Annotated in this window: 18 protein-coding genes; 10 read left to right on the top strand and 8 right to left on the bottom strand. The window is 63.9% G+C overall.

The genetic code is table 11. The annotated features are described in order from the left end of the window. Nucleotides 1-20: 20 nt before the first annotated feature. Nucleotides 21-1,547 (bottom strand): sugar ABC transporter ATP-binding protein, encoded by a 1,527-nt coding sequence (locus EN857_RS17795; RefSeq protein WP_127392936.1) that lies wholly within the window; start codon nt 1,545-1,547, stop codon nt 21-23. A 69-nt stretch (nt 1,548-1,616) separates the two neighbouring features. Further along, nucleotides 1,617-2,636: a substrate-binding domain-containing protein gene (locus EN857_RS17790; protein ID WP_135858947.1), complete on the bottom strand. Its 1,020-nt coding sequence runs from the start codon at nt 2,634-2,636 to the stop codon at nt 1,617-1,619. A 65-nt stretch (nt 2,637-2,701) separates the two neighbouring features. On the opposite strand from EN857_RS17790, the gene EN857_RS35790 reads away from it, so the two are divergent. After that, complete coding sequence (locus EN857_RS35790; RefSeq protein WP_245511336.1) at nt 2,702-3,523, top strand: hypothetical protein; 822 nt, start codon at nt 2,702-2,704, stop codon at nt 3,521-3,523. Nucleotides 3,524-3,550: 27 nt separating this feature from the next. Here the strand turns inward: EN857_RS35790 and EN857_RS17780 are convergent, their stop codons facing one another. Continuing rightward, nucleotides 3,551-4,423: an MBL fold metallo-hydrolase gene (locus tag EN857_RS17780; protein ID WP_127392934.1), complete on the bottom strand. Its 873-nt coding sequence runs from the start codon at nt 4,421-4,423 to the stop codon at nt 3,551-3,553. Between the two features lie 188 nt (nt 4,424-4,611). Then, nucleotides 4,612-5,874 carry a ubiquinone biosynthesis hydroxylase gene (locus EN857_RS17775; protein ID WP_128345964.1) on the bottom strand — a complete coding sequence of 421 codons (1,263 nt, stop codon included), beginning with the start codon at nt 5,872-5,874 and terminating at the stop codon, nt 4,612-4,614. 98 nt (nt 5,875-5,972) lie between these two features. On the opposite strand from EN857_RS17775, the gene tesB reads away from it, so the two are divergent. From tesB to EN857_RS17740, 7 genes are all read left to right on the top strand, one after another. Continuing rightward, the gene (gene tesB / locus EN857_RS17770) at nt 5,973-6,836 is read left to right on the top strand and encodes an acyl-CoA thioesterase II (protein WP_127309649.1); all 864 of its coding nucleotides are present in this window, start codon (nt 5,973-5,975) and stop codon (nt 6,834-6,836) included. A 255-nt stretch (nt 6,837-7,091) separates the two neighbouring features. Further along, nucleotides 7,092-7,430 carry a P-II family nitrogen regulator gene (locus EN857_RS17765; RefSeq protein ID WP_127283490.1) on the top strand — a complete coding sequence of 113 codons (339 nt, stop codon included), beginning with the start codon at nt 7,092-7,094 and terminating at the stop codon, nt 7,428-7,430. A gap of 31 nt (nt 7,431-7,461) precedes the next feature. Next, nucleotides 7,462-8,817 carry an ammonium transporter gene (locus EN857_RS17760; RefSeq protein WP_127283491.1) on the top strand — a complete coding sequence of 452 codons (1,356 nt, stop codon included), beginning with the start codon at nt 7,462-7,464 and terminating at the stop codon, nt 8,815-8,817. 279 nt (nt 8,818-9,096) lie between these two features. Then, on the top strand, nt 9,097-9,372 hold the full coding sequence (locus EN857_RS17755; protein WP_127283492.1) for a hypothetical protein: 276 nt from the start codon (nt 9,097-9,099) through the stop codon (nt 9,370-9,372). A gap of 496 nt (nt 9,373-9,868) precedes the next feature. Continuing rightward, on the top strand, nt 9,869-12,529 hold the full coding sequence (locus EN857_RS17750) for a DNA translocase FtsK (protein ID WP_135858944.1): 2,661 nt from the start codon (nt 9,869-9,871) through the stop codon (nt 12,527-12,529). Nucleotides 12,530-12,671: 142 nt separating this feature from the next. After that, complete coding sequence (locus tag EN857_RS17745; protein WP_127283494.1) at nt 12,672-13,337, top strand: outer membrane lipoprotein carrier protein LolA; 666 nt, start codon at nt 12,672-12,674, stop codon at nt 13,335-13,337. 116 nt (nt 13,338-13,453) lie between these two features. Next, nucleotides 13,454-14,260 (top strand): exodeoxyribonuclease III, encoded by an 807-nt coding sequence (locus EN857_RS17740; RefSeq protein WP_127309645.1) that lies wholly within the window; start codon nt 13,454-13,456, stop codon nt 14,258-14,260. On the opposite strand, the gene EN857_RS17735 is transcribed toward EN857_RS17740, so the two are convergent. The 3 genes from EN857_RS17735 to EN857_RS17725 all read right to left on the bottom strand — a co-directional run bounded on the left by EN857_RS17735 (nt 14,257) and on the right by EN857_RS17725 (nt 16,845). Continuing rightward, a complete protein-coding gene (locus tag EN857_RS17735; RefSeq protein ID WP_127391877.1) occupies nt 14,257-15,348 on the bottom strand; it encodes a glycosyltransferase family 9 protein in 1,092 nt (363 codons plus the stop codon). The two genes, EN857_RS17740 and EN857_RS17735, sit on opposite strands and share 4 nt — an antisense overlap. A 135-nt stretch (nt 15,349-15,483) precedes the next feature. Beyond that, nucleotides 15,484-15,939, bottom strand: coding sequence for a Crp/Fnr family transcriptional regulator (locus EN857_RS17730; protein ID WP_127283497.1), 456 nt, complete (start codon nt 15,937-15,939; stop codon nt 15,484-15,486). A 222-nt stretch (nt 15,940-16,161) separates the two neighbouring features. Continuing rightward, nucleotides 16,162-16,845: a response regulator transcription factor gene (locus EN857_RS17725; RefSeq protein WP_126057506.1), complete on the bottom strand. Its 684-nt coding sequence runs from the start codon at nt 16,843-16,845 to the stop codon at nt 16,162-16,164. Between the two features lie 144 nt (nt 16,846-16,989). Here EN857_RS17725 and EN857_RS17720 point away from each other — a divergent pair, with 144 nt between their 5' ends. Next, on the top strand, nt 16,990-17,526 hold the full coding sequence (locus EN857_RS17720) for a L,D-transpeptidase (protein ID WP_187331387.1): 537 nt from the start codon (nt 16,990-16,992) through the stop codon (nt 17,524-17,526). A 99-nt stretch (nt 17,527-17,625) separates the two neighbouring features. On the opposite strand, the gene EN857_RS17710 is transcribed toward EN857_RS17720, so the two are convergent. Then, complete coding sequence (locus tag EN857_RS17710) at nt 17,626-17,871, bottom strand: hypothetical protein (protein ID WP_127283499.1); 246 nt, start codon at nt 17,869-17,871, stop codon at nt 17,626-17,628. Between the two features lie 130 nt (nt 17,872-18,001). Between EN857_RS17710 and gcvA the strand changes: the two genes are divergently transcribed. Next, nucleotides 18,002-18,922: a transcriptional regulator GcvA gene (gene gcvA / locus EN857_RS17705; protein ID WP_127391879.1), complete on the top strand. Its 921-nt coding sequence runs from the start codon at nt 18,002-18,004 to the stop codon at nt 18,920-18,922. The last annotated feature ends 7 nt before the right edge of the window (nt 18,923-18,929 follow it).

The raw sequence follows: 18,929 nt of genomic DNA, 5'->3' as shown, positions 1-18,929 counted from the left end.
CATACTGTCCCCCACGATGCTCATGCCGCGCTCCGTTGCCGGCCTTCATCGGCAAGCGATGCCAGGACCATGATGTTTTCTTCCGTCATCTCAGCCCCCGCGACTTCGCCGGTGATGCGTCCCTCGCGCACGATCAGCACCCGGTCGCAGATACCGATCAGTTCCGGCAGCTCGGAGGAGATGACCACGATGCCGACGCCATCGCGCGCCAGCCTGCGCAGGATGCGATGAATTTCGGCCTTGGCGCCGACGTCGACGCCGCGCGTCGGTTCGTCGAGGAAGATCACCTTCGGGTCGACCGACAGCATCTTGGCGATCGCCACCTTCTGCTGGTTGCCGCCCGACAGCGTCGAAACCGGCTGACCGACATGGCCGCATTTCAGCGACAGCTGCTTGCCGATCGCTTCCGCTCGCTGCTTCTCGCGCCGCTCGTTGATGAGGCCGGAGCGCGTGGCGATCCTGTCGACCGCGAGCGCGGAGATGTTGGCGGCGATCGACATGTCGAGGAACAGCCCGTCACCCTTGCGGTCCTCTGACAGGTAGACGATGCCCGCGGCGATGCTGTCGCCGTAATGGGTCAGCGACAGGCGCTTGCCGCGCAGGATGACATCGCCGGTCACCTCGCCTTCGAGCCGGCAGATGCCCTTGACGATCTCGCTGCGGCCGGCGCCGATCAGGCCGCCAATGCCCAGGATCTCGCCCTTGCGCAATTGAAAGCTGATATCGCGGAAGGCAGTCGCCTCGCAGAGACCGGCAATCTCGAGCAGTATGTCTTCGGACCTTTCGTCGTCGCGCAGCTTCTCGGGGTAGAGGCTGTCGATGACGCGGCCGACCATGGAGGCGACTACTTGTTCGGGAGTCGTCTCTGCAATCTCGAGCGTGGTGATGTAGCGGCCGTCGCGCAGCACCGTGACGCGGTCGCAATTGTCGAAGATCTCGGCCATGCGGTGCGAGATGTAGATGATGCCGATGCCTTCGCCGGCAAGCTGGTGAATGATCTCGAACAGCTTTTGCGCCTCGCGCTCGGTCAGCGCCGCCGTCGGTTCGTCGAAGATGAGGATGCGGCAATCGAGCGTCAGCGCCTTGGCGATCTCGACCAGTTGCTGCTGGGAAATGGACAGGTTGCGTACCGTCGCGGCCGGATCGATGTTGCCAAGCCGCGCCAGGATCGCCGTCGCGCGCTTCTCGAGGTCGCGGTAGTTCATCAGCAGCGCCTTGCTGGCGTTGGTGAGCGACATGAAGATGTTCTCGGCCACCGAGATATCGGGGCACAGCGCGATCTCCTGGTGCACAAAGCCGATGCCAAGCTTCTGCGCCGCCAGCGGCGAAGGGATGGAGACAGAGCGGCCATCGACCTGGATGTCGCCGCTGTCCGGCGCCAAGATGCCGTCGATCACCTTCATCAGCGTCGACTTGCCGGCGCCGTTCTCGCCGGCAATGGCGTGGATTTCACCGGCGCGCAGCTCGAATCCGACATCGCGCAAGGCACGGACAGGGCCGAACGATTTGCTGAGGCCGGATATTTTGAGGAGGACCGGGGTTTCCACTGAGATTCTCGCCTGCTCAGGAATGGTTGAGGCAACCGCGCCGGTCGGCGCGGCTGCCCGCGGGACGGATCAGCTTGGATCGCGGCCTTGCATGTATTTGTTCAGGTCGAACGAGTCGGCGTTCTCCTTGGTAATGACGGCGAAGCCGTTATCGGCGAAGGGGATGCTCATCGGGTTGTAGCCCGACGTCTTGTAGTCGTTGAACGGGTCGATCAGTTCCGGATGCGCCGCCATGAAGGTGGCGACGAAGCCGAGATAGCCCTGCATGCCCTGGTTGGGGCTCAGCGCCATGTGGATGTTGCCGGCCTTGATCTGCTCCAGCGTCGCCGGGGTGATGTCGGCATGCATGATCAGCACCTTGGCCTTGGCCTCGAGGACGGCGGCGACCGCGCCCTCGGCCGAGCCGGCTTCGGGAATCCACAGCGCCTTCAGGTTCGGATTGGCCTGCAGCATCGAGGCCACCGCCTTGTTGGCGACATTGGCGTCCTGGTTGGAGGCCTGGCGGCCGACCAGCTTCATCTTCGGATAGTTCTTAGCGAGATAGTCGATGAAGGCGGTGACGCGCAGGTCGTGGTTGCTCTGCCCCGGATTCTCCAGCACGCCATATTCGGCGTCGTCGCCGACCTGCTTGACGATCTCCTCGGCGGCGAATTTGGCTTCCGCCAGATTGTCCGAGGTGATGTAGGACACGCGCTTGGATTTCGGCGAGTCGGCGGCGAAGGTGACGACGGTGGTGCCGTTCTCGACGGCGCGGTTGATCGGCTCGATGAACGGATCGGCCTGCATCGGGTGCAGCAGCACGCCGGCCGGCTTCTTGATCAGATCCTGTTCGAATGAGGCGATCTGCTTGGCGATGTCGTAGTCAGGCGTGCCCGAAAACACGGTCTTGCAGCCCATCGCCTGGGCCGCCTGCTTGAAGCCCTGATAGACCGGCACCCAATAGGGATGCGCGGAGACCATGACGTTCATCACATAGGTCTCGTCCGGCTTGCACTGAAACTTGCTCTCTGCCGACGCGGCGCCTGGCATCGCCAAGGTCAGCGTCATCACGGCGGCGCTCAATGCGCCCGCCAGCCCAATCCTGTTCATTCTCTCCTCCGGGTTCCCCGACGATGAAAGCCTCGTCGTGTCAGCTCTGCAAGAAATTTCAGCACATGAAATCTCTGGCAACATTGAATATTGCGGGATTTGTTGCGTGTCAATGGCATTGCACGAAATATCATTATGTGAAATTTCTTGCAGCGCGCGTCAACCAAACTGCGGCGTCGTCCGCAAGAGGCTGCATCGTTTGCCTTGCGGGTGAGCGACCGAAAGCCAGGACATTCGATCGGTGTGCGGATGCTTGCAGGGAATACCTCTCCCTCTGCACCGGTCGCAATTCTAGCGTGTTGAAGCAACGGCGCAGTTCTCTTATTGTCGCCGGAGTTTTCCGGGGGGATTTCGACATGCCTTTCCTGCTTGCTATCCTTGGCGTGTTGGGAGCGGCCGCGTTCTGGTGGTACCGGATGAAGGCCATGAACGAGGCCGCGCGCGAGGTCGCCGACGTCGTCGGCCGCGTTCAGGGCAACATCCGCCGCAAGAAGCTGCGCAAGCAGGCTGCGCTGTCGCCGCTGACGGCGATCGACAATCCGGTGGTGGCGGCGGCGACGCTGATCACCGCCATCGTGTCGGAACAGGGCCCCATCCTGCCGCAGCGCGAAGCCGTCATCCGCGAAGTGATTTCGGGGATTTCGGATGGCCAGAAGAAGACCGACGAGGCCGTCGTCTACGCCAAGTGGGCAGCGGCGCAGATTGATGACACCACGATCGTCATCGACAAGCTGGCGCCGTTCCTGCGCGAGCGCCTCGACCCGCACGAGCGGGAAGATCTGCTGCAGATGCTCAATCGTGTCGCAAAGGGCGGCGAGCAGAGCCTGAAGATACCGGACCAGCGAATTTTGCGGCTGCGGCAGAAGCTCGGCTTCGAGGTCAATTGACGCCAGCTGGCCGGCCGTTCCTTGTCGTCACCGCGGCAAATGCTCCTCGAACCAGAACGATGAGTGGCGTCGCGAGATGGTTCCCACCGACGGCAAGGGAAAATGCGATGTCATGACGATGCGTCCGCTTTCCGAGCAAGCCTCCAGGAATGCCCAGCGCGTCCGGCGCGCCTGGTCGGGGTCTGCGTCGTACCGAAAGTTCCAGTCGGGGTATATGCACTGCATCGGCCAGTGCATGAGATCGCCGGAGAACACCGCCCCTATGCCGAGAGATCTCAGTCCGATGGCAACGTGTCCCAGGGTGTGGCCGGGCGTCGGCTCCAGCCGCACTTCCTTGTCGAGTTCATGGTCCATGTCGACAAACACCGCCCGACCAGCCTCGACGATTGGCAGCACATTGTCCTCATAGGTCCGTGTGGCATCGCCAGAGGCCGCCTGTGCGGCCTCGAACTCACGCCGCGCCATGATGTAGCGGGCGTTGGGGAATGTCGGTATCCAGCGACCGTCCACCAATCGAGTGTTCCAGCCGCAATGATCGACATGAAGATGGGTGCACAGCACAAAGTCGATCTGCTCGGGAGCGACACCTGCATTCGCCAACCGCTGCAAGAACGTGCCGTCATTGCGGCGGTGCCAATGCGGGAAATCCGCGATTGTCTTGTCGTTGCCAACGCAACCGTCGACCAGGATGGTGTGGCGCCCGGTACGAACCAGAAAACTCTGGATGGGAAGAATAATCCGCCCGGTTGCCGGCGATATCGATCGAGGCGTGAGCCAATGAAGATGCGGTTCGAGTGCTTCGTCGGTGCAGTCGGGGAACCATTCCGACGGCGTCCGCAGTGGGTCGCACATCTCCAGAATTCTGGTTACCCGGATATTTCCGATTCTCCAGTCGTCCAATGAAGCGCCCCTGCTTCGGTCGAGGATGGATCGACCAAGGATATCATATGTAGCCGGCCGGTGTCAGACGCGCGCTGGAAAGGAGCGCCGGCGATCGACGCCATTTGGCACCAGCAATGCATTCCGCCATGGTGTGCAGCCGCTTGGGCAAGGGCATGGGCCAAGACAAAGACACAGCGCGGTTCGCTTCAGATCGCCTCGCCCTTCAACAGCCTCGGCGTGTCGCCGGACAGGCCCGAGGCCTGGCGGATGAAGAAGTCCTTCAGCTTCGGCATGCGCTCGACGAGGCCGAGGCCGATGTCGCGTGCCGCACGCAGCGGGCCGACGTCGTTGGAGAACAGCCGGTTCAGCACGTCGGTGGTGACGCCCATCTGGACGGTGTCGAAGCGGCGCCATTGCTGGTAGCGCTCGAGCACGTCGAGCGCGCCGATATCCTGGCCGAGCCGGTCGGCCTCGACCACCACCTCGGCCAGTGCCGCCACATCCTTGAAGCCGAGGTTGAGGCCCTGGCCGGCAATCGGATGGATGCCGTGGGCGGCGTCGCCGGCAAGCGCGATGCGGGATGCGACGAAGGCGCGGGCAAGGGTCAGCCCGAGCGGCCAGGCGCGCGGCTTGTCGGCGACGTGGATCTCGCCGAGCTTGAGGCTGAAACGCAGCTCCAGCTCGTGCTCGAAAACGAGGTCGTCGCCCTCGACCAGCTTTTGCGCATCCTCCGAGCGTTCGACCCAGACGATCGAGGAGCGGTTGCGGCCGTCCTTGTCGGGCTTCAGCGGCAGCGTGGCGAAGGGGCCGGCGGGCAGGAAATGCTCTTCGGCGCGGCCATTGTGCGGCCGCTCATGCGCCACCGTGCAGACGATGCCGGATTGGCCATATTCCCACTTCACCGTCTTGATGCCGGCCATCTCGCGCAGCTTCGAGTTGACGCCGTCGGCGGCGATCAGCAGCCGCGCCTTCAGCGTCGCCCCGTCGGCCAGATGCACGGTGATGCCGGCGCCGTCGGTCTCGAAGGCGCTGACGGCGAGGCCCTCGATGATGTCGATGCCGAGTTTTTCGGCGCGCCGGCGCAACGCGCCGTTCAGGTCCCGGTTGGCGACCATATGGGCAAAGGGCTCGCCAGGCGCCACTTCGCCGTCGAAGGTCAGGAATACCGGCCGCACCGGATCGGCGGCGCGCGAATCGGTGATGATCATCTCGGTGATCGCCTGCGCCTGCGGCGCGATCTCGCTCCAGACGCCGAGCTGCTCCAGCATGCGGCAGGCAGCGGCGGCAATCGCCGAGGCGCGGCCATCCTTTTGCCAGACGCCGGCGGGCGCGGCATCGACGACGGCGACGGCGAGGCTTGGACGCGCCTGTTTCAGCGAAACCGCGCTGGCCAGGCCGACATAGCCGGCGCCGGCGACGAGCACGTCGAGCGAGGCCCTCGATCCCGCATCTGCCTTACGGTCAACCATTGGCAAGTTCCTTTCGCGGCTCTGGAGCGCCTGGCCTTGACTGCCCGCCCTTCCTGTCCGAAACCGCCATAACATCTTTTGCGGCTGGAGCGCGAAACATGACGGCGGCCATGGACGAGCTTCTCGACATTCTCGACCTCGAGCAGCTCGAACACAATCTGTACCGTGGTCGCAGCCCCAAGCTCGACTGGCAGCGCGTCTTCGGCGGCCAGACCATCGCGCAGGCGCTGGTCGCCGCCCAGCGCACGGTCGAGCCCGAGCGCCACGTGCACTCGCTGCATGGCTATTTCATGCGGCCGGGCGACACCAAGGTGCCGATCATCTACGAGGTCGACCGCATCCGCGACGGCGGCTCCTTCACCACCCGCCGCGTCGTGGCGATCCAGCACGGCCAGGCGATCTTCTCGCTGGAGGCCTCCTTCCAGCAGGACGAGATCGGCCTCGAGCACCAGGTGCCGATGCCGCAGGACGTGCCGGCGCCTGACAATCTGCTGAGCCAGCGCGAACTGCTCGGCAAGTTCGGCGAGGCGGTCCCCGACGGCATCAAGCGCTACTGGGAGCGCGACCGGCCGATCGAGATGAAGCCGGTGATGCTGAAGCACTATACCAGCCGGGAAAAGCTGGAGCCGAAGCAGAACATCTGGATCCGCACCACCGGCCCGGTGCCGGCCGATCGCGCAAGCCAGGCCGCGGTGCTCGCCTATCTTTCCGACATGACGCTGCTCGACACCTCGACTTTCGCGCATGGCCGCGCCATTTTCGACCGCGACATCCAGGCGGCGAGCCTCGACCACGCCATGTGGTTCCATCGCAGCCACGCGCTCGACGACTGGATCCTCTACACGCAGGACAGCCCCTCCACGCAAGGCTCGCGCGGCTTCACGCGCGGCTCGCTGTTTGCCCGCGACGGCACGCTGATCGCCTCGGTCGCCCAGGAAGGGCTGATCCGGCTGAAACGTTGAGCAATAGCCGGCTTCCGGTTCAAGCCTGCCGAATGGGCATTTTTGAAAATTTGCCTATTTTTTAATCATCTGTCTTGCCGCGCCGCTCGACAGCTGACGTCGCCGGCCTCTCCAATCTCTTTGTTTGCAACAGGTTAACGGGCTGCTTCGGCAATTGGCACGGAGCTTGAATCCTTGTGGGCACTTACCGGCTCTCATTGGGATCGGTGAAGGTGTGCAAACGCGGGGGACCGCAACAGCAAAGGGTGAAACCTTATGAAAATCGTGATGGCAATCATCAAGCCGTTCAAGCTCGATGAGGTGCGCGAAGCGCTCACCGCAGTCGGCATCCAGGGCCTGACCGTCACCGAAGTCAAAGGCTACGGGCGTCAGAAGGGACATACGGAAATCTATCGCGGCGCGGAATACGCGGTCAGCTTCCTGCCCAAGATCAAGATCGAGGTCGCGGTCGGTGCCGACACGGTCGACAAGGCCGTCGAAGCCATCACGTCGGCAGCCAAGACCGGTCAGATCGGCGATGGCAAGATCTTCGTCTTCGGCATCGACCAGGCGGTGCGCATCCGCACCGGCGAAACAGACACCGACGCGCTCTGAGCGGCGATCACCCATTCCAACGGAGAGTTCAATGAATATTCCTTCCACCTTGAAGACGACGGGGCGCGCGGCCGCGCTCGGCGCGCTCGCCCTGACAGCCCTGGGCACGGTTGCCGCCTTCGCGCAGGAAGCGGCTCCGGCAGCCGCCGCCGCAGCGCCGGCAGCTGCGCCGACGCCGGTGCTCGATACCGGCAACACCGCCTGGATGCTGACCTCGACGGCGCTGGTGCTGATGATGACCATTCCGGGCCTGGCGCTGTTCTACGGCGGCATGGTGCGCAAGAAGAACGTGCTCGCCACCATCATGCAGAGCTTCGCCATCACCTGCCTGGTGACGGTGCTGTGGTTCATGTTCGGCTACTCGCTGGCCTTCTCCGACGGCGGCAGCACGAACGCCTATGTCGGCGGCTTCTCCAAGTTCTTCCACCACGGCATCACCACCTCGACACTGTGGCTGCCCGGCGTGGCGAACATCCCTGAATTCGTCTTCTCGATGTTCCAGCTGACCTTCGCCATCATCACCCCGGCGCTGATCGCCGGCGCCTTCGCCGAACGCATGAAATTCTCGGCGCTGCTCATTTTCATGGGCCTGTGGCTGGTGTTCGTCTATGCGCCGATCGCGCACTGGGTGTGGGGCGGCGGCTTCCTTGGCACGGCAGGCGTTCTCGACTTCGCTGGCGGCACGGTCGTCCACATCAACGCCGGTGTCGCGGGTCTCGTCTGCGCGTTGGTGCTCGGCAAGCGCGAGGGCTACGGCACCGCCAACATGGCGCCGCACAACCTCGTCTACTCGGTCATCGGCGCTTCGCTGCTGTGGGTCGGCTGGTTCGGCTTCAACGCCGGTTCGGAACTGGCTGCCGACGGCCTCGCCGGCGCGGCGATGCTGAACACCCAGGTCGCCACCGCGGCTGCGGCGCTCGCCTGGATGTTCGCCGAATGGATCATCGCCAAGAAGCCCAGCGTGCTCGGCATCATCTCGGGCGCCGTCGCCGGCCTCGTCGCGGTGACGCCGGCTTCCGGTTTCGTCAATCCGACCGGCGCCTTCATCATCGGCATCGTCGCCGGCGTCGTCTGCTACATCTCGGCGGTCAAGGTGAAGCACATGCTCGGCTATGACGACTCGCTCGATGCCTTCGGCGTGCACGGCGTCGGCGGCATCGTCGGCGCGCTGCTCACCGGCGCGCTGGCCGATCCGGAGATCAACGCGCTCGGCAAGGGCGCCTCGGTCGGCACCCAGATCTACGGTATCGTCTTCACCATCCTGTGGACGGCGATCGCGACCTTCGTGATCCTCTACATCGTCAAGGCGCTGGTCGGCCTGCGTCCGAGCACCCAGGAAGAGATCGAAGGCCTCGACATCAGCCAGCACGGCGAAGTGGTGCCGTAAGGCTATCGACATCCGGCGCCGGCATCCTCCCGCCGGCGCTTCAGAAGAATCCCGTCGTGACGCTCCGAAAGGTGCTCACGCATTGAGGCCCGGAAACATCTTCCGGGCCTCCTTTTTTGGAGAATCGTGCGCCTCGGAGAGGCAAGAGAGGAATCGTTTTTGACGCGATCACGGTCGCGTGATGTGCCAGCGGGAAGAAACATAGGGCCTTCCGGCTCCGTACTGGGGGTAGCGACCGCCATTCTGGCGCTCGTTAAACATCAGGGAAGGAACCAACCGATGAACATCAAGACCATCTTCCTCGGGGCACTTGCTCTCTCCATGGTCAGCGGCGCCGCATTGGCCGGTGCTCTCGACGAACCGGACAACATGGCGCCGTTCTTCACCGATGCCGGCATGAAGACCATGAAGCCGGAGGCCGATTTCAAGGCGGCCTGGGCTGCGATGGCCAAGGACAAGCAGGACATGATGATGAAGGAGTGCCAGGACGCGGCGATGAGCAAGCCTCACGCCGAATTCTGCGCCAACCTGATGATGTATGCCGGTCACAAGTGATTGCGAAAGAGATAGGCCCGGACGGGCCCGTCGACTCGCCATCCCAATGAGCAATGGCGGGCCGAACGGCCCGCCATTGTCGCCCGACCGATAAAGCCGGCTTCAATCCCCGCGCGCTGCATCCATAGCGAACGACCCGTCGAGTCTTGCGGGAGCATCAAGCGAATGTGATTCAGAGTGATTGAGTTCGGCTCCGTTCATCGGCTAGTCTTTGCCCGATCCAAACCCCCGGGGATCATGGAAGGTGAAATCCCACTTTCGCTCTCCTCAACGAAAGGCCTCGCTGGCTCCGCTCGCGAGGCTTTTTTGAATCCGCGGGCCAGACTGCCGAAGGGCCGCGAGACCGGGAGTCGCAATTCAACCGCCGGTAAAGCGCCGGAGTCGTCTCAACTTCTTATAGTTAATGCGCCCTTAACCTTCCCACCGATAGTCTGTCATCCGAATCTGCCGGCCTGCGTCATGCGTCCGGCCAGGCACCTACAGACGGGGAAGAGGCATGCGTTCAGGGGCTTCAGCACCGCTCGCGCTGACCGATACGGGGCACGGCATCCAGGCATTCGCGCGGCGCCAGCTCGGCCGGCTGGTCGGCGCCGGCCTGTTCGTGCTCGTCGCCTTCGGCGTCGCCAGTCTCGCCACCTGGAACGTCGCCGATCCGAGCTTCTCGCATGCCACCGACAACATCGTCACCAACGCGATGGGCTATGCCGGTGCGGTGTTCTCAGACCTCGCCATGCAGTTCTTCGGGCTTGCCGCCGTCGCGGCCCTGGTGCCGGCAGTGATCTGGGGTTTCCTGCTGTTTTCGGCGCGCGGCGTCGACCGGCTGCCGAAACGCGGGCTCGCCTGGTTCGGCTTCGCGCTGCTGGCGGCCGCGATCGCCGGCTGCGTGACGCCGCCCAAGACCTGGCCACTGCCGACCGGCCTCGGTGGCATGTTCGGCGACATGGTGCTGAAGATTCCCGGGATCGCTGTCGGCGGATATCCCAAAGGTCTCTTTGCCAGCATTATCGCGGTTATCCTTGCTGCGCCGGCGCTCTGGCTGTTCGCCTATGGCTCGGCGCTGCTCGCCCGCAAGAACGGCTTTGCCGTCATGGAGCGCGCCGCCGAGCCCGACCCGCGCGAGCAGGACAACTTGCTCTTCGACGAGGATGAGGACGAGGGCGACGAAGGCATACTGGCGCTCGGCGCGATCACCCATTGGTGGTTGTCGTTCAGGGCCTGGATGCATCGCCGCGCCGCGCGCCGCCAGCAGGAGCGCGACGAGTACGAGCCGGAGATGGAGCCGCGCGCCAGCGCCTGGCGTCGTGCCGCCGAGCGTGTCGAATCGGCCGAATTCGCCGAGTCGCGGATGAGTCCGGGCGGCCGCGCCCGCGTCGAGCCTGAATTCTTCGCCGCCATGGTCAACGACCGCAGCGTCTCGGTCGATCCCGACGATGACGACGTCTTCGACAATGACGAGGACGAGGACATGGATTTCGCCGACGAGGCGCGGGCCCCGCGCCGCGCCGCGCCGAAGGTGCAGAATTTCCGCTCCGATGCCGCCACCCGCGTCGAGGCGCCGGCGGCGCGCCCGGTGCCGGGCGCGCGTGTCCAGCGCGAGGCGCAGACCTCGCTGATCGGCTCGGACATGTTCGAGATGCCGTCGCTGCATTTCCTGTCGGAGCCGAAGAACGTCGTGCGCGACGCCAGCCTCTCCAAGGACGCGCTGGAGCAGAATGCGCGGCTGCTCGAGGGCGTGCTCGAGGATTTCGGCGTCAAGGGCGAGATCATCCATGTGCGGCCGGGGCCGGTCGTCACGCTGTATGAACTCGAGCCGGCGCCCGGCATCAAGTCGTCGCGCGTCATAGGCCTGTCCGACGACATCGCGCGCTCGATGAGCGCGATCGCCTGCCGCGTCGCGGTGGTGCCCGGGCGCAACGCCATCGGCATCGAGCTGCCCAACGCCAAGCGCGAGACGGTCTATCTCAGGGAGATCATGGCGAGCCGCGATTTCGAGACCACCAAGGCGAAGCTGGCGCTGGCGCTTGGCAAGACCATCAATGGCGAGGCGGTCATCGTCGACATCGCCAAAATGCCGCACGTGCTGGTCGCCGGCACCACCGGCTCGGGCAAGTCGGTCGCCATCAACACCATGATCCTGTCGCTGCTCTACCGGCTGACGCCGCAGGAGTGCCGGCTGATCATGATCGACCCGAAGATGCTCGAACTCTCCGTCTATGACGGCATCCCGCACCTTCTGACGCCGGTCGTCACCGATCCGAAGAAGGCGGTGGTGGCGCTGAAATGGACCGTGCGCGAGATGGAGGACCGCTACCGCAAGATGTCGAAGGTCGGCGTGCGCAACATCGACGGCTTCAACGCGCGCGTCCAGCAAGCCGAGAAGAAGGGCGAGAAGATCTCGCGCACCGTGCAGACCGGCTTCGACCGCCAGACCGGCGAGGCGATCTACGAGACCGAGGATCTCGATCTCGAGCCGATGCCCTACATCGTCGTCATCATCGACGAGATGGCCGACCTGATGATGGTTGCTGGCAAGGACATCGAAGGCGCGGTGCAGCGCCTGGCGCAGATGGCGCGCGCCGCCGGCATCCACGTCATCATGGCCACGCAGCGCCCCTCGGTCGACGTCATCACCGGCACGATCAAGGCCAATTTCCCGACTCGCATCTCCTTCCAGGTGACGTCGAAGATCGACAGCCGCACCATCCTTGGCGAACAGGGCGCCGAACAGCTGCTCGGCATGGGCGACATGCTCTACATGGCCGGCGGCGGCCGCATCCAGCGCGTGCACGGACCGTTTGTCTCCGACGACGAGGTCGAGCGCGTCGTTGCGCATCTTAAGCTGCAGGGCGTGCCGGAATATCTCGACGCCATCACCGAGGATGACGACGAGGACGAGGAGGAGGCGTCCGGCAAGGGCGGTTCGGGCGGCGGTGGCGGCGGCAATTTCGACGATTCCGACGACCCCTACGACCAGGCGGTGGCAGTGGTGCTGCGCGACGGCAAGGCCTCGACCAGCTACATCCAGCGGCGGCTCGGCATCGGCTATAACCGCGCCGCCTCGATCATCGAGAAGATGGAGAAGGAAGGCATTGTCGGTCCGGCCAATCACGCGGGAAAACGCGAGATACTGGTGCCGACCGAGGACGACAAGTTCTAGGGTTCCGGCGCCCATCGACCCGGTACCGGCAACCTTGAACCTTTCGGCGCGTTGAAGCGACGGAGCGTCACTGGAAGCGCCAAACTTAAGCCTAACTGGGGGCCCAGAGACTGCGACACCATCGAATCAGAGAGTGACCGGCATGAAAAACGCACCTTTCGCCCCGAATCGCCGCCAAGTGCTTGGCCTCGGCCTCGTGCTCGCCGGCGCGGCAAGCGTCAATGTCATACCTGGGTTCCAGCTTCTGGCGTCGGCGCAGGCGGCGATTCCGCCGGCGGCGCAGAAGATCGCCGACCACTTCTCGTCGGTCAAATCGATGAGCGGCGAGTTTGTGCAGTTCGGGCCGAAGGGCGAACAGACCGGCGGCAAGTTCTTCCTCGAACGGCCGGGCAAGATCCGTTTCAACTATGACGGATCGTCGAATTTCCGGGTCATCTCCGACGGCAAGTCGGTGGTCATCCTCAACAAGAAGCTCAACACCTCCGACCTCTACCCGCTGTCGAAGACGCCGCTGAAGCTTCTGCTCGACGACCGGATCGATCTCTCGGGCGGACGGGTGAAAAGCGTCAAGGAAGAGGACGACCTGACCACGATCCAGCTCTCCGACAAATCGGTGTTCGGCAATGCCAGGATCACCATGATGTTCGATCCGAAATCCTATGAACTGCGCCAGTGGACCATCACCGACGCGCAGGGCAAGGACACGACGGTGATGATCTTCAACGTCAAGGAAGGCGTCAGCTTCGCGCCCGATACGTTCGCCATCGACTATACGGCGAACCGCGAGTTGAATACCAAGACAAGATAACTTCCTTCGTCTTAGTGCTCTTGCGAGCGGCGGCGCCAGCCTCGGTGGTTGTCGCCGGCTTGTTTTTATGGCTGGCGGCTGGCAGTAGTTCGGCGACCTCTTGCCGGACCCGCCGCATGCCCTTTTCCATCGCCACCTGGAACATCAACTCGGTACGCCTGCGCATGCCGATCGTCGAGCGCCTGCTCGTGGAGCATGCGCCGGACGTGCTCTGCCTGCAGGAGACGAAGGTCCCGGACGAGCTGTTTCCCGAAAAGGCCTTCCGCAAGCTCGGCTACGAGCACATCGCCTTCCACGGCCAGAAGGGCTATCACGGGGTGGCCACGGTGGCGCGGCGGCCGATCGAGCTGGTCGAGAAGCGCCGCTTCTGCGAGATCGACGACAGCCGGCACCTGTCGGTCAGGGTAAGCGCCGGCGGCAAGTCGATCCTGCTGCACAATTTCTATGTGCCGGCCGGCGGCGACGAGCCCGACCCGGAGATCAACCGCAAGTTCAGGCACAAGCTCGACTTCGTCGCCGAGATGAACGGCGTGCGGGCCGAGCATGACGCGCTGTCCGGCTCGGTCCTGGTCGGTGATCTCAACATCGCGCCGCTGGAGCACGATGTCTGGTCGCACAAGCAGCTGCTCAAGGTGGTCAGCCACACGCCGGTGGAGACCGAGAGCTTCGAAGCGATGCGGCGCGCCGGCGACTGGGTCGACCTGATGCGGCTCAACGTGCCTGCCGAGCAGAAACTTTACACCTGGTGGAGCTACCGCGCGCAGGACTGGGAAGCGTCGGACCGCGGCCGGCGGCTCGACCATGTGTGGTCGTCGCCGAACCTGGTGGACCACTTCACCGGTTATGAGATCCTGCGCCCGGCGCGCGGCTGGGAGCGGCCGTCGGACCATGTGCCGGTGATTGCCAGGTTCGACCTGGACTAAAGGCCGCCGGCGGACGGGTAAACGCGAGGCGCGTCGAGCCGTTGGGCGGACAGATATTCCGTCGTGTCGACATGAGCCAGCAGACTGGGATGATCGCGACGGCGCGTCGCCAACATCCGGCGGGCAGCCTCGATGATCTTCGGCGGCGGGACATTGGCGACCAGGCCGGTTGGACTTGCCTGGCGTGCCTCGACCATGTCCACACTGTTCGAAAGCGGCCTCCAGCGCGCCATGTTGGCACCGCTGTTGACCATGACCATCGGCGTCATCACCGTGGCCATCAGATGCGCAGTACCGCCCTCGGCGCCAATGTAAAGATCGGCAAGCTCCCCGAGCGCGAGCAGGATGTCGCTGACGGCGATATCCGGCGCGGTGCCGGAATCGACAAGCTGCAATTTCGGCACTCGTCGAACCAGTTCGGCACTATCGGGGCCGACACCTGGCGTTTTCACATAGATAAGGTTGGCGCCATCGCTGATCATGGCGTCGGATATCGCGACGACCTGATCCGCTGTCATTCGCTTGTTGCCATCGCCATGGGCCGCGACAATGATCAATGGCGCCTGGCTGCCGCCCGCCAGGCTCCTGGCCGCCGCACGCGCGGCCGGCGTCGGCTCCAGGCGATGATCGAAAGGCAGCCGCTTCCCGGCAAGACGTTCGACAAGGCGGTGGTAGCGCCATGCATTGTGCTCGGGTCGTGCCTCGGGTCTATGGCGGGGGGGCAAGGAAAGGGCGAAAGCCGGAAAGTTTGCTTCATAGACGATGCCGCGGCCGATCAGCGACGCCCAGGTTTGAACCAGCCAAGGCGCCACGATACGGAAATCGACAACGGCCACTCGCTGCTGGGCCTTGCGGTGGCCGGCGACCAGATGCGCCAGCGGCGTCTCTACACTAATCGCGTCGACCAGGTGGCGGACATGGCCGTTGAGAGCATCCGCGAGAGTGGATGTCTCGGTGCTTCCGTATACGAGCAAACTGTCGGGAAATGCCGTTCTCGCGGCCCGCAAGGCCGGGATTCTAAGCAAGCCGTCGCCGAACGCATCCTTGCGTGAATACAAGATAATCGTCTCGTACCGCGCTGGCAGCATGCCTCGCTCCCCCCAGGAGCTTGGTGGTGGCGGTGCCGACGCGGCCCGCCCTACAGGTCCTGTAGGATTTCGCCTTTTGCCTGTCAACGGAACCTCGCCTCTCGGGTCCAGGCGATCAACGCCGGCGCTGTTGGCTTACTCGGTGAACCGCGGGCCGAGCTTTTCGATGCGGCTGATCATCTGCTGGAATTCCTCGAGGATGCGCTCGTGCAACAGCACCGCAATCTCCGGATATTCTTCCAGGATGCGGCGGAACATCTTGCGACTGAGCCGGATCACCTCCGAATCGACCGCGGCCGATGCGCTGGTCAGCCGGTTGGTATCGGCAATCAGCGCCAGCTCGCTCAGCATGGTGCCCGGACCAGCCGTGCCGATCGGGATGCGCTCGCCGCTCTGCTCGCGATAGAGGACGATGCGGCCGCTGACCACGATATAGGCGGAGTCAGCCACGTCATCCTCGCGGTAGAGCTTGTGGTCCGCCTGCAGCAGGGTGGTTTCGGCGCCGAAGGCGAGCAGGCGCAACTGCTCCTGCGTGAAGCCCTCGAAGAGCGTCACGGCGGACAGGATGCGGATGTCGTCATCCAGCGCCATCTAGCTATGTCCCCGAGCGGTCAGTCCAGTCCCTCCCTTGGAGCGCCGCGTCCTCCAGAACGCGCAAGGACGCTCCAACATCCTTGAGTCTACGCATCGTGCTCGCCAAAAATCGATTCCGATTTTTGGCCGATGCGCTTCGGAGCCGATCCAACCACCCTCCAGCACCAGGATCGCTTCCGAAGCGGTCCCGCCCTGACCGCTCATCGGATCATGAAAAGTTTAAGGAACCAGCTTGTAGCCGCCGCTTTCTGTCACAAGAATTTCGGCATTGGAAGGATCGCGCTCGATCTTCTGGCGCAGCCGGTAGACATGGGTTTCCAGCGTGTGCGTGGTGACGCCTGAATTGTAGCCCCAGACTTCTTCCAGAAGCACGTCGCGCGTCACCACCTTCTGTTCGGCGCGATAGAGGTACTTGATGATCGAAGCCTCCTTTTCGGTCAGCCGCACCTTGGCGCCGCGCTGGTCGATCAGCAGCTTCTGGCTTGGCTTGAAGGTATAGGGGCCGACCGAGAAGGTGGCGTCCTCGCTCTGCTCATGCTGGCGCAGTTGCGCGCGGATGCGGGCAAGCAGCACGGCGAAGCGGAACGGCTTGGTCACATAGTCGTTGGCGCCGGCCTCGAGACCGAGAATGGTGTCGGAATCGGTGTCGTGTCCGGTCAGCATGATGATCGGCGCCTTGTAGCCGCCCTTGCGCAGGATCTTCACCGCCTCGCGCCCATCCATGTCGGGCAGGCCGACATCCATGATCAGGAGGTCGACGAGGCCGCCGCGCGCCGCGGCGACGCCTTTTGCCGCCGTCGCTTCCTGCTGGACGTCGAACTCTTCGTAGAGGGCCAGTTGCTCGACGAGCGTGCCGCGCAGGTCGTCATCGTCGTCGACGATCAGTATGGTGCGTGAGGTCATGGATCAATCCGTTGTTTTAAAAAGAATATTCAGTTGACCGTCCCCCATTTATGCTGAAGCTGACCGGCACAACAGCCGATCACAGTGATTTGTTCCGTGACACGATCATACAAGAAAAAACGCCCATGCAATGCAGACGGCGCAATTTTGCCAAAAGGCCTCACCGTGCTCAGCGTGCGCGCCAGACCCGGCCATCCCAGCCAGGGCCTGCTGCAGGCCGGCAGCCTGGTGTTTGCCTGCGCCCTGGGACGCGGCGGCATTTCGGCGAACAAGCGTGAAGGCGACGGCGCGACGCCGCTAGGCGCCATGCGCCTGTTGTCGGGCTATTTCCGCGACGATCATTTTTCCGGCGGCCGCCGGACGCGGCTGGCGATGGTCCCGATCGGACCCGACCTCGGCTGGTGCGAGGTGCCGGACGACCGCAACTACAATCGCCCGGTGAAGATCCCCTATGGCGCCAGCCATGAGCACATGCGGCGCGCCGACAGGCTCTACGATGCCTGCCTTGTGATGGACTGGAACATCGCGCCGCGCCGGCGCGGCCGCGGCAGCGCCATCTTCTTCCATCTGGCGCGGCCCGGCTTCACGCCGACCCAAGGCTGCGTGGCGGTGACGGCGCGCACCATGGCGCGGCTGCTGCCGCTGCTGTCGGATCGGACGGTGGTGAGGGTGGTGAGGTGAGGGAGTAGGCAGTAGGCAGTAGGCAGTAGGCAGTAGGCAGTAGGCAGTAGAAAGAAATGCTCTCTTCCCCTATCTGCCTAATCCCTACCGCCCACTGCCTCACTTCTGCCAGCCGGTGCCGAGCAGCCCGATTTCGCGGATCTGCCGGTCCACAGCCTTTGCCACGTCCCGGCGCTCGGCGCCGATGTCACGCAACAGCTCGTCGGAGAGATCCTCGATGGATTCGTGGGGAAGCTGGGCAGCGACCCGCGCCTGGCGCAGCCAATCGAGGGTGGCGCGCAGCCAGACTGCGATGCCGGAGCGGGAATTGAGGGCGGTGTGGGACTTCAGAACGATCTCGGTCATGGCTCTATCCGGTTTCTCCGGATGTCAAATCCGGTTTGATAGTGTTTCGATGCTGCAATCATGCCGGATTGAAAAATAAACAGGAAACGAGTAGTTCTTGTCTGATCATCAAGTTTTATTTGGAGATCGAATGGCCCGCCTGCTGCCCGGAACGCGTGCGCTGAGGACGTTCGAAGCGGCGGCCAGGCACCTCAATTTCACCCGCGCCGCCGACGAGCTCGGCCTGACGCCGGCGGCGGTCAGCCACCAGATCAAGGAGATCGAGGACCAGCTCGACCTTGCGCTGTTCACCCGCACCAGCCGCACCATCCGGCTGACGGAGGCCGGAAACGTCCTGTTCGAGGCGTCGATCGACGCGCTCGACCTGCTCAACCGGGCGGTGTCGCGGGCCCGCAAGATGACGCGCGGCACGGCGCTGCTGAAGGTGACGCTCGACGCCCAGTTCGCGACAAAGTGGCTGATGCGTCGCGTGGACGATTTCCGCCAGCAGAAGCCGGGCATCGAGCTGCGTTTCGACATCACCTACGATGTCAGGGACTTCGAGCGCGACGATGTCGATATCGGCATTCGCTTCGGCACCGGCAAGTATCCCGGGCTTGCCGCGCATCGCCTGTTCGACAACATCATCATCCCGGTGTGCAGCCCGGCGCTGCTGGCGTCCGGCCCGCCGCTCAACGAGCCGCGCGACCTCTTTCGCCACACGCTCGCGCATATCGACTGGTCGCGCCAGGGCGTGACGTGGCCGAACTGGAGCATGTGGATGCACGCGGCCGGCGTCGACGATTTCGACGATAGCCGCACGCTTGTCTTCGGATCCTCGACCGATGCCACGCAGGCGGCGCTCGACGGCAATGCGGTGGCGCTGGCCGACTTCGCCATGGTCGCCAACGACCTTTCGCAAGGGCGTCTGGTGCGACCCTTCGAGCTCGGCATCAGGGTGGCGCCGGAGTTCGCCTATTTCCTGGTTTATCCGGAAGCCGTGAAGGACGACGCGCGCGTCGCCGCCTTTCGCGAATGGCTTATCGAGGAAGCGGCGAAGACGCCGACATGATGGCGCC

It is taken from the genome of Mesorhizobium sp. M4B.F.Ca.ET.214.01.1.1, assembly GCF_004791545.1.
In the GTDB taxonomy this organism is placed as follows: domain Bacteria; phylum Pseudomonadota; class Alphaproteobacteria; order Rhizobiales; family Rhizobiaceae; genus Mesorhizobium; species Mesorhizobium abyssinicae.
The sequence above is the reverse complement of the archived record's forward strand: the minus strand, read 5'-3'. Positions and strand labels throughout refer to the sequence as shown.

What these genes read in the sequence shown, in the direction of transcription:
- EN857_RS17740 (WP_127309645.1), top strand. Translation starts at nt 13,454, where the DNA reads ATGCCCTTTTCCATCGCCACCTGGAACATCAACTCGGTACGCCTGCGC.
- EN857_RS17765 (WP_127283490.1), top strand. Translation starts at nt 7,092, where the DNA reads ATGAAAATCGTGATGGCAATCATCAAGCCGTTCAAGCTCGATGAGGTG.
- EN857_RS17730 (WP_127283497.1), bottom strand. Translation starts at nt 15,939, where the DNA reads ATGGCGCTGGATGACGACATCCGCATCCTGTCCGCCGTGACGCTCTTC.
- EN857_RS17775 (WP_128345964.1), bottom strand. Translation starts at nt 5,874, where the DNA reads ATGGTTGACCGTAAGGCAGATGCGGGATCGAGGGCCTCGCTCGACGTG.
- EN857_RS17725 (WP_126057506.1), bottom strand. Translation starts at nt 16,845, where the DNA reads ATGACCTCACGCACCATACTGATCGTCGACGACGATGACGACCTGCGC.
- EN857_RS35790 (WP_245511336.1), top strand. Translation starts at nt 2,702, where the DNA reads ATGAAATCTCTGGCAACATTGAATATTGCGGGATTTGTTGCGTGTCAA.
- EN857_RS17710 (WP_127283499.1), bottom strand. Translation starts at nt 17,871, where the DNA reads ATGACCGAGATCGTTCTGAAGTCCCACACCGCCCTCAATTCCCGCTCC.
- EN857_RS17755 (WP_127283492.1), top strand. Translation starts at nt 9,097, where the DNA reads ATGAACATCAAGACCATCTTCCTCGGGGCACTTGCTCTCTCCATGGTC.
- tesB (WP_127309649.1), top strand. Translation starts at nt 5,973, where the DNA reads ATGACGGCGGCCATGGACGAGCTTCTCGACATTCTCGACCTCGAGCAG.
- EN857_RS17745 (WP_127283494.1), top strand. Translation starts at nt 12,672, where the DNA reads ATGAAAAACGCACCTTTCGCCCCGAATCGCCGCCAAGTGCTTGGCCTC.
- EN857_RS17790 (WP_135858947.1), bottom strand. Translation starts at nt 2,636, where the DNA reads ATGAACAGGATTGGGCTGGCGGGCGCATTGAGCGCCGCCGTGATGACG.
- gcvA (WP_127391879.1), top strand. Translation starts at nt 18,002, where the DNA reads ATGGCCCGCCTGCTGCCCGGAACGCGTGCGCTGAGGACGTTCGAAGCG.
- EN857_RS17735 (WP_127391877.1), bottom strand. Translation starts at nt 15,348, where the DNA reads ATGCTGCCAGCGCGGTACGAGACGATTATCTTGTATTCACGCAAGGAT.
- EN857_RS17760 (WP_127283491.1), top strand. Translation starts at nt 7,462, where the DNA reads ATGAATATTCCTTCCACCTTGAAGACGACGGGGCGCGCGGCCGCGCTC.
- EN857_RS17750 (WP_135858944.1), top strand. Translation starts at nt 9,869, where the DNA reads ATGCGTTCAGGGGCTTCAGCACCGCTCGCGCTGACCGATACGGGGCAC.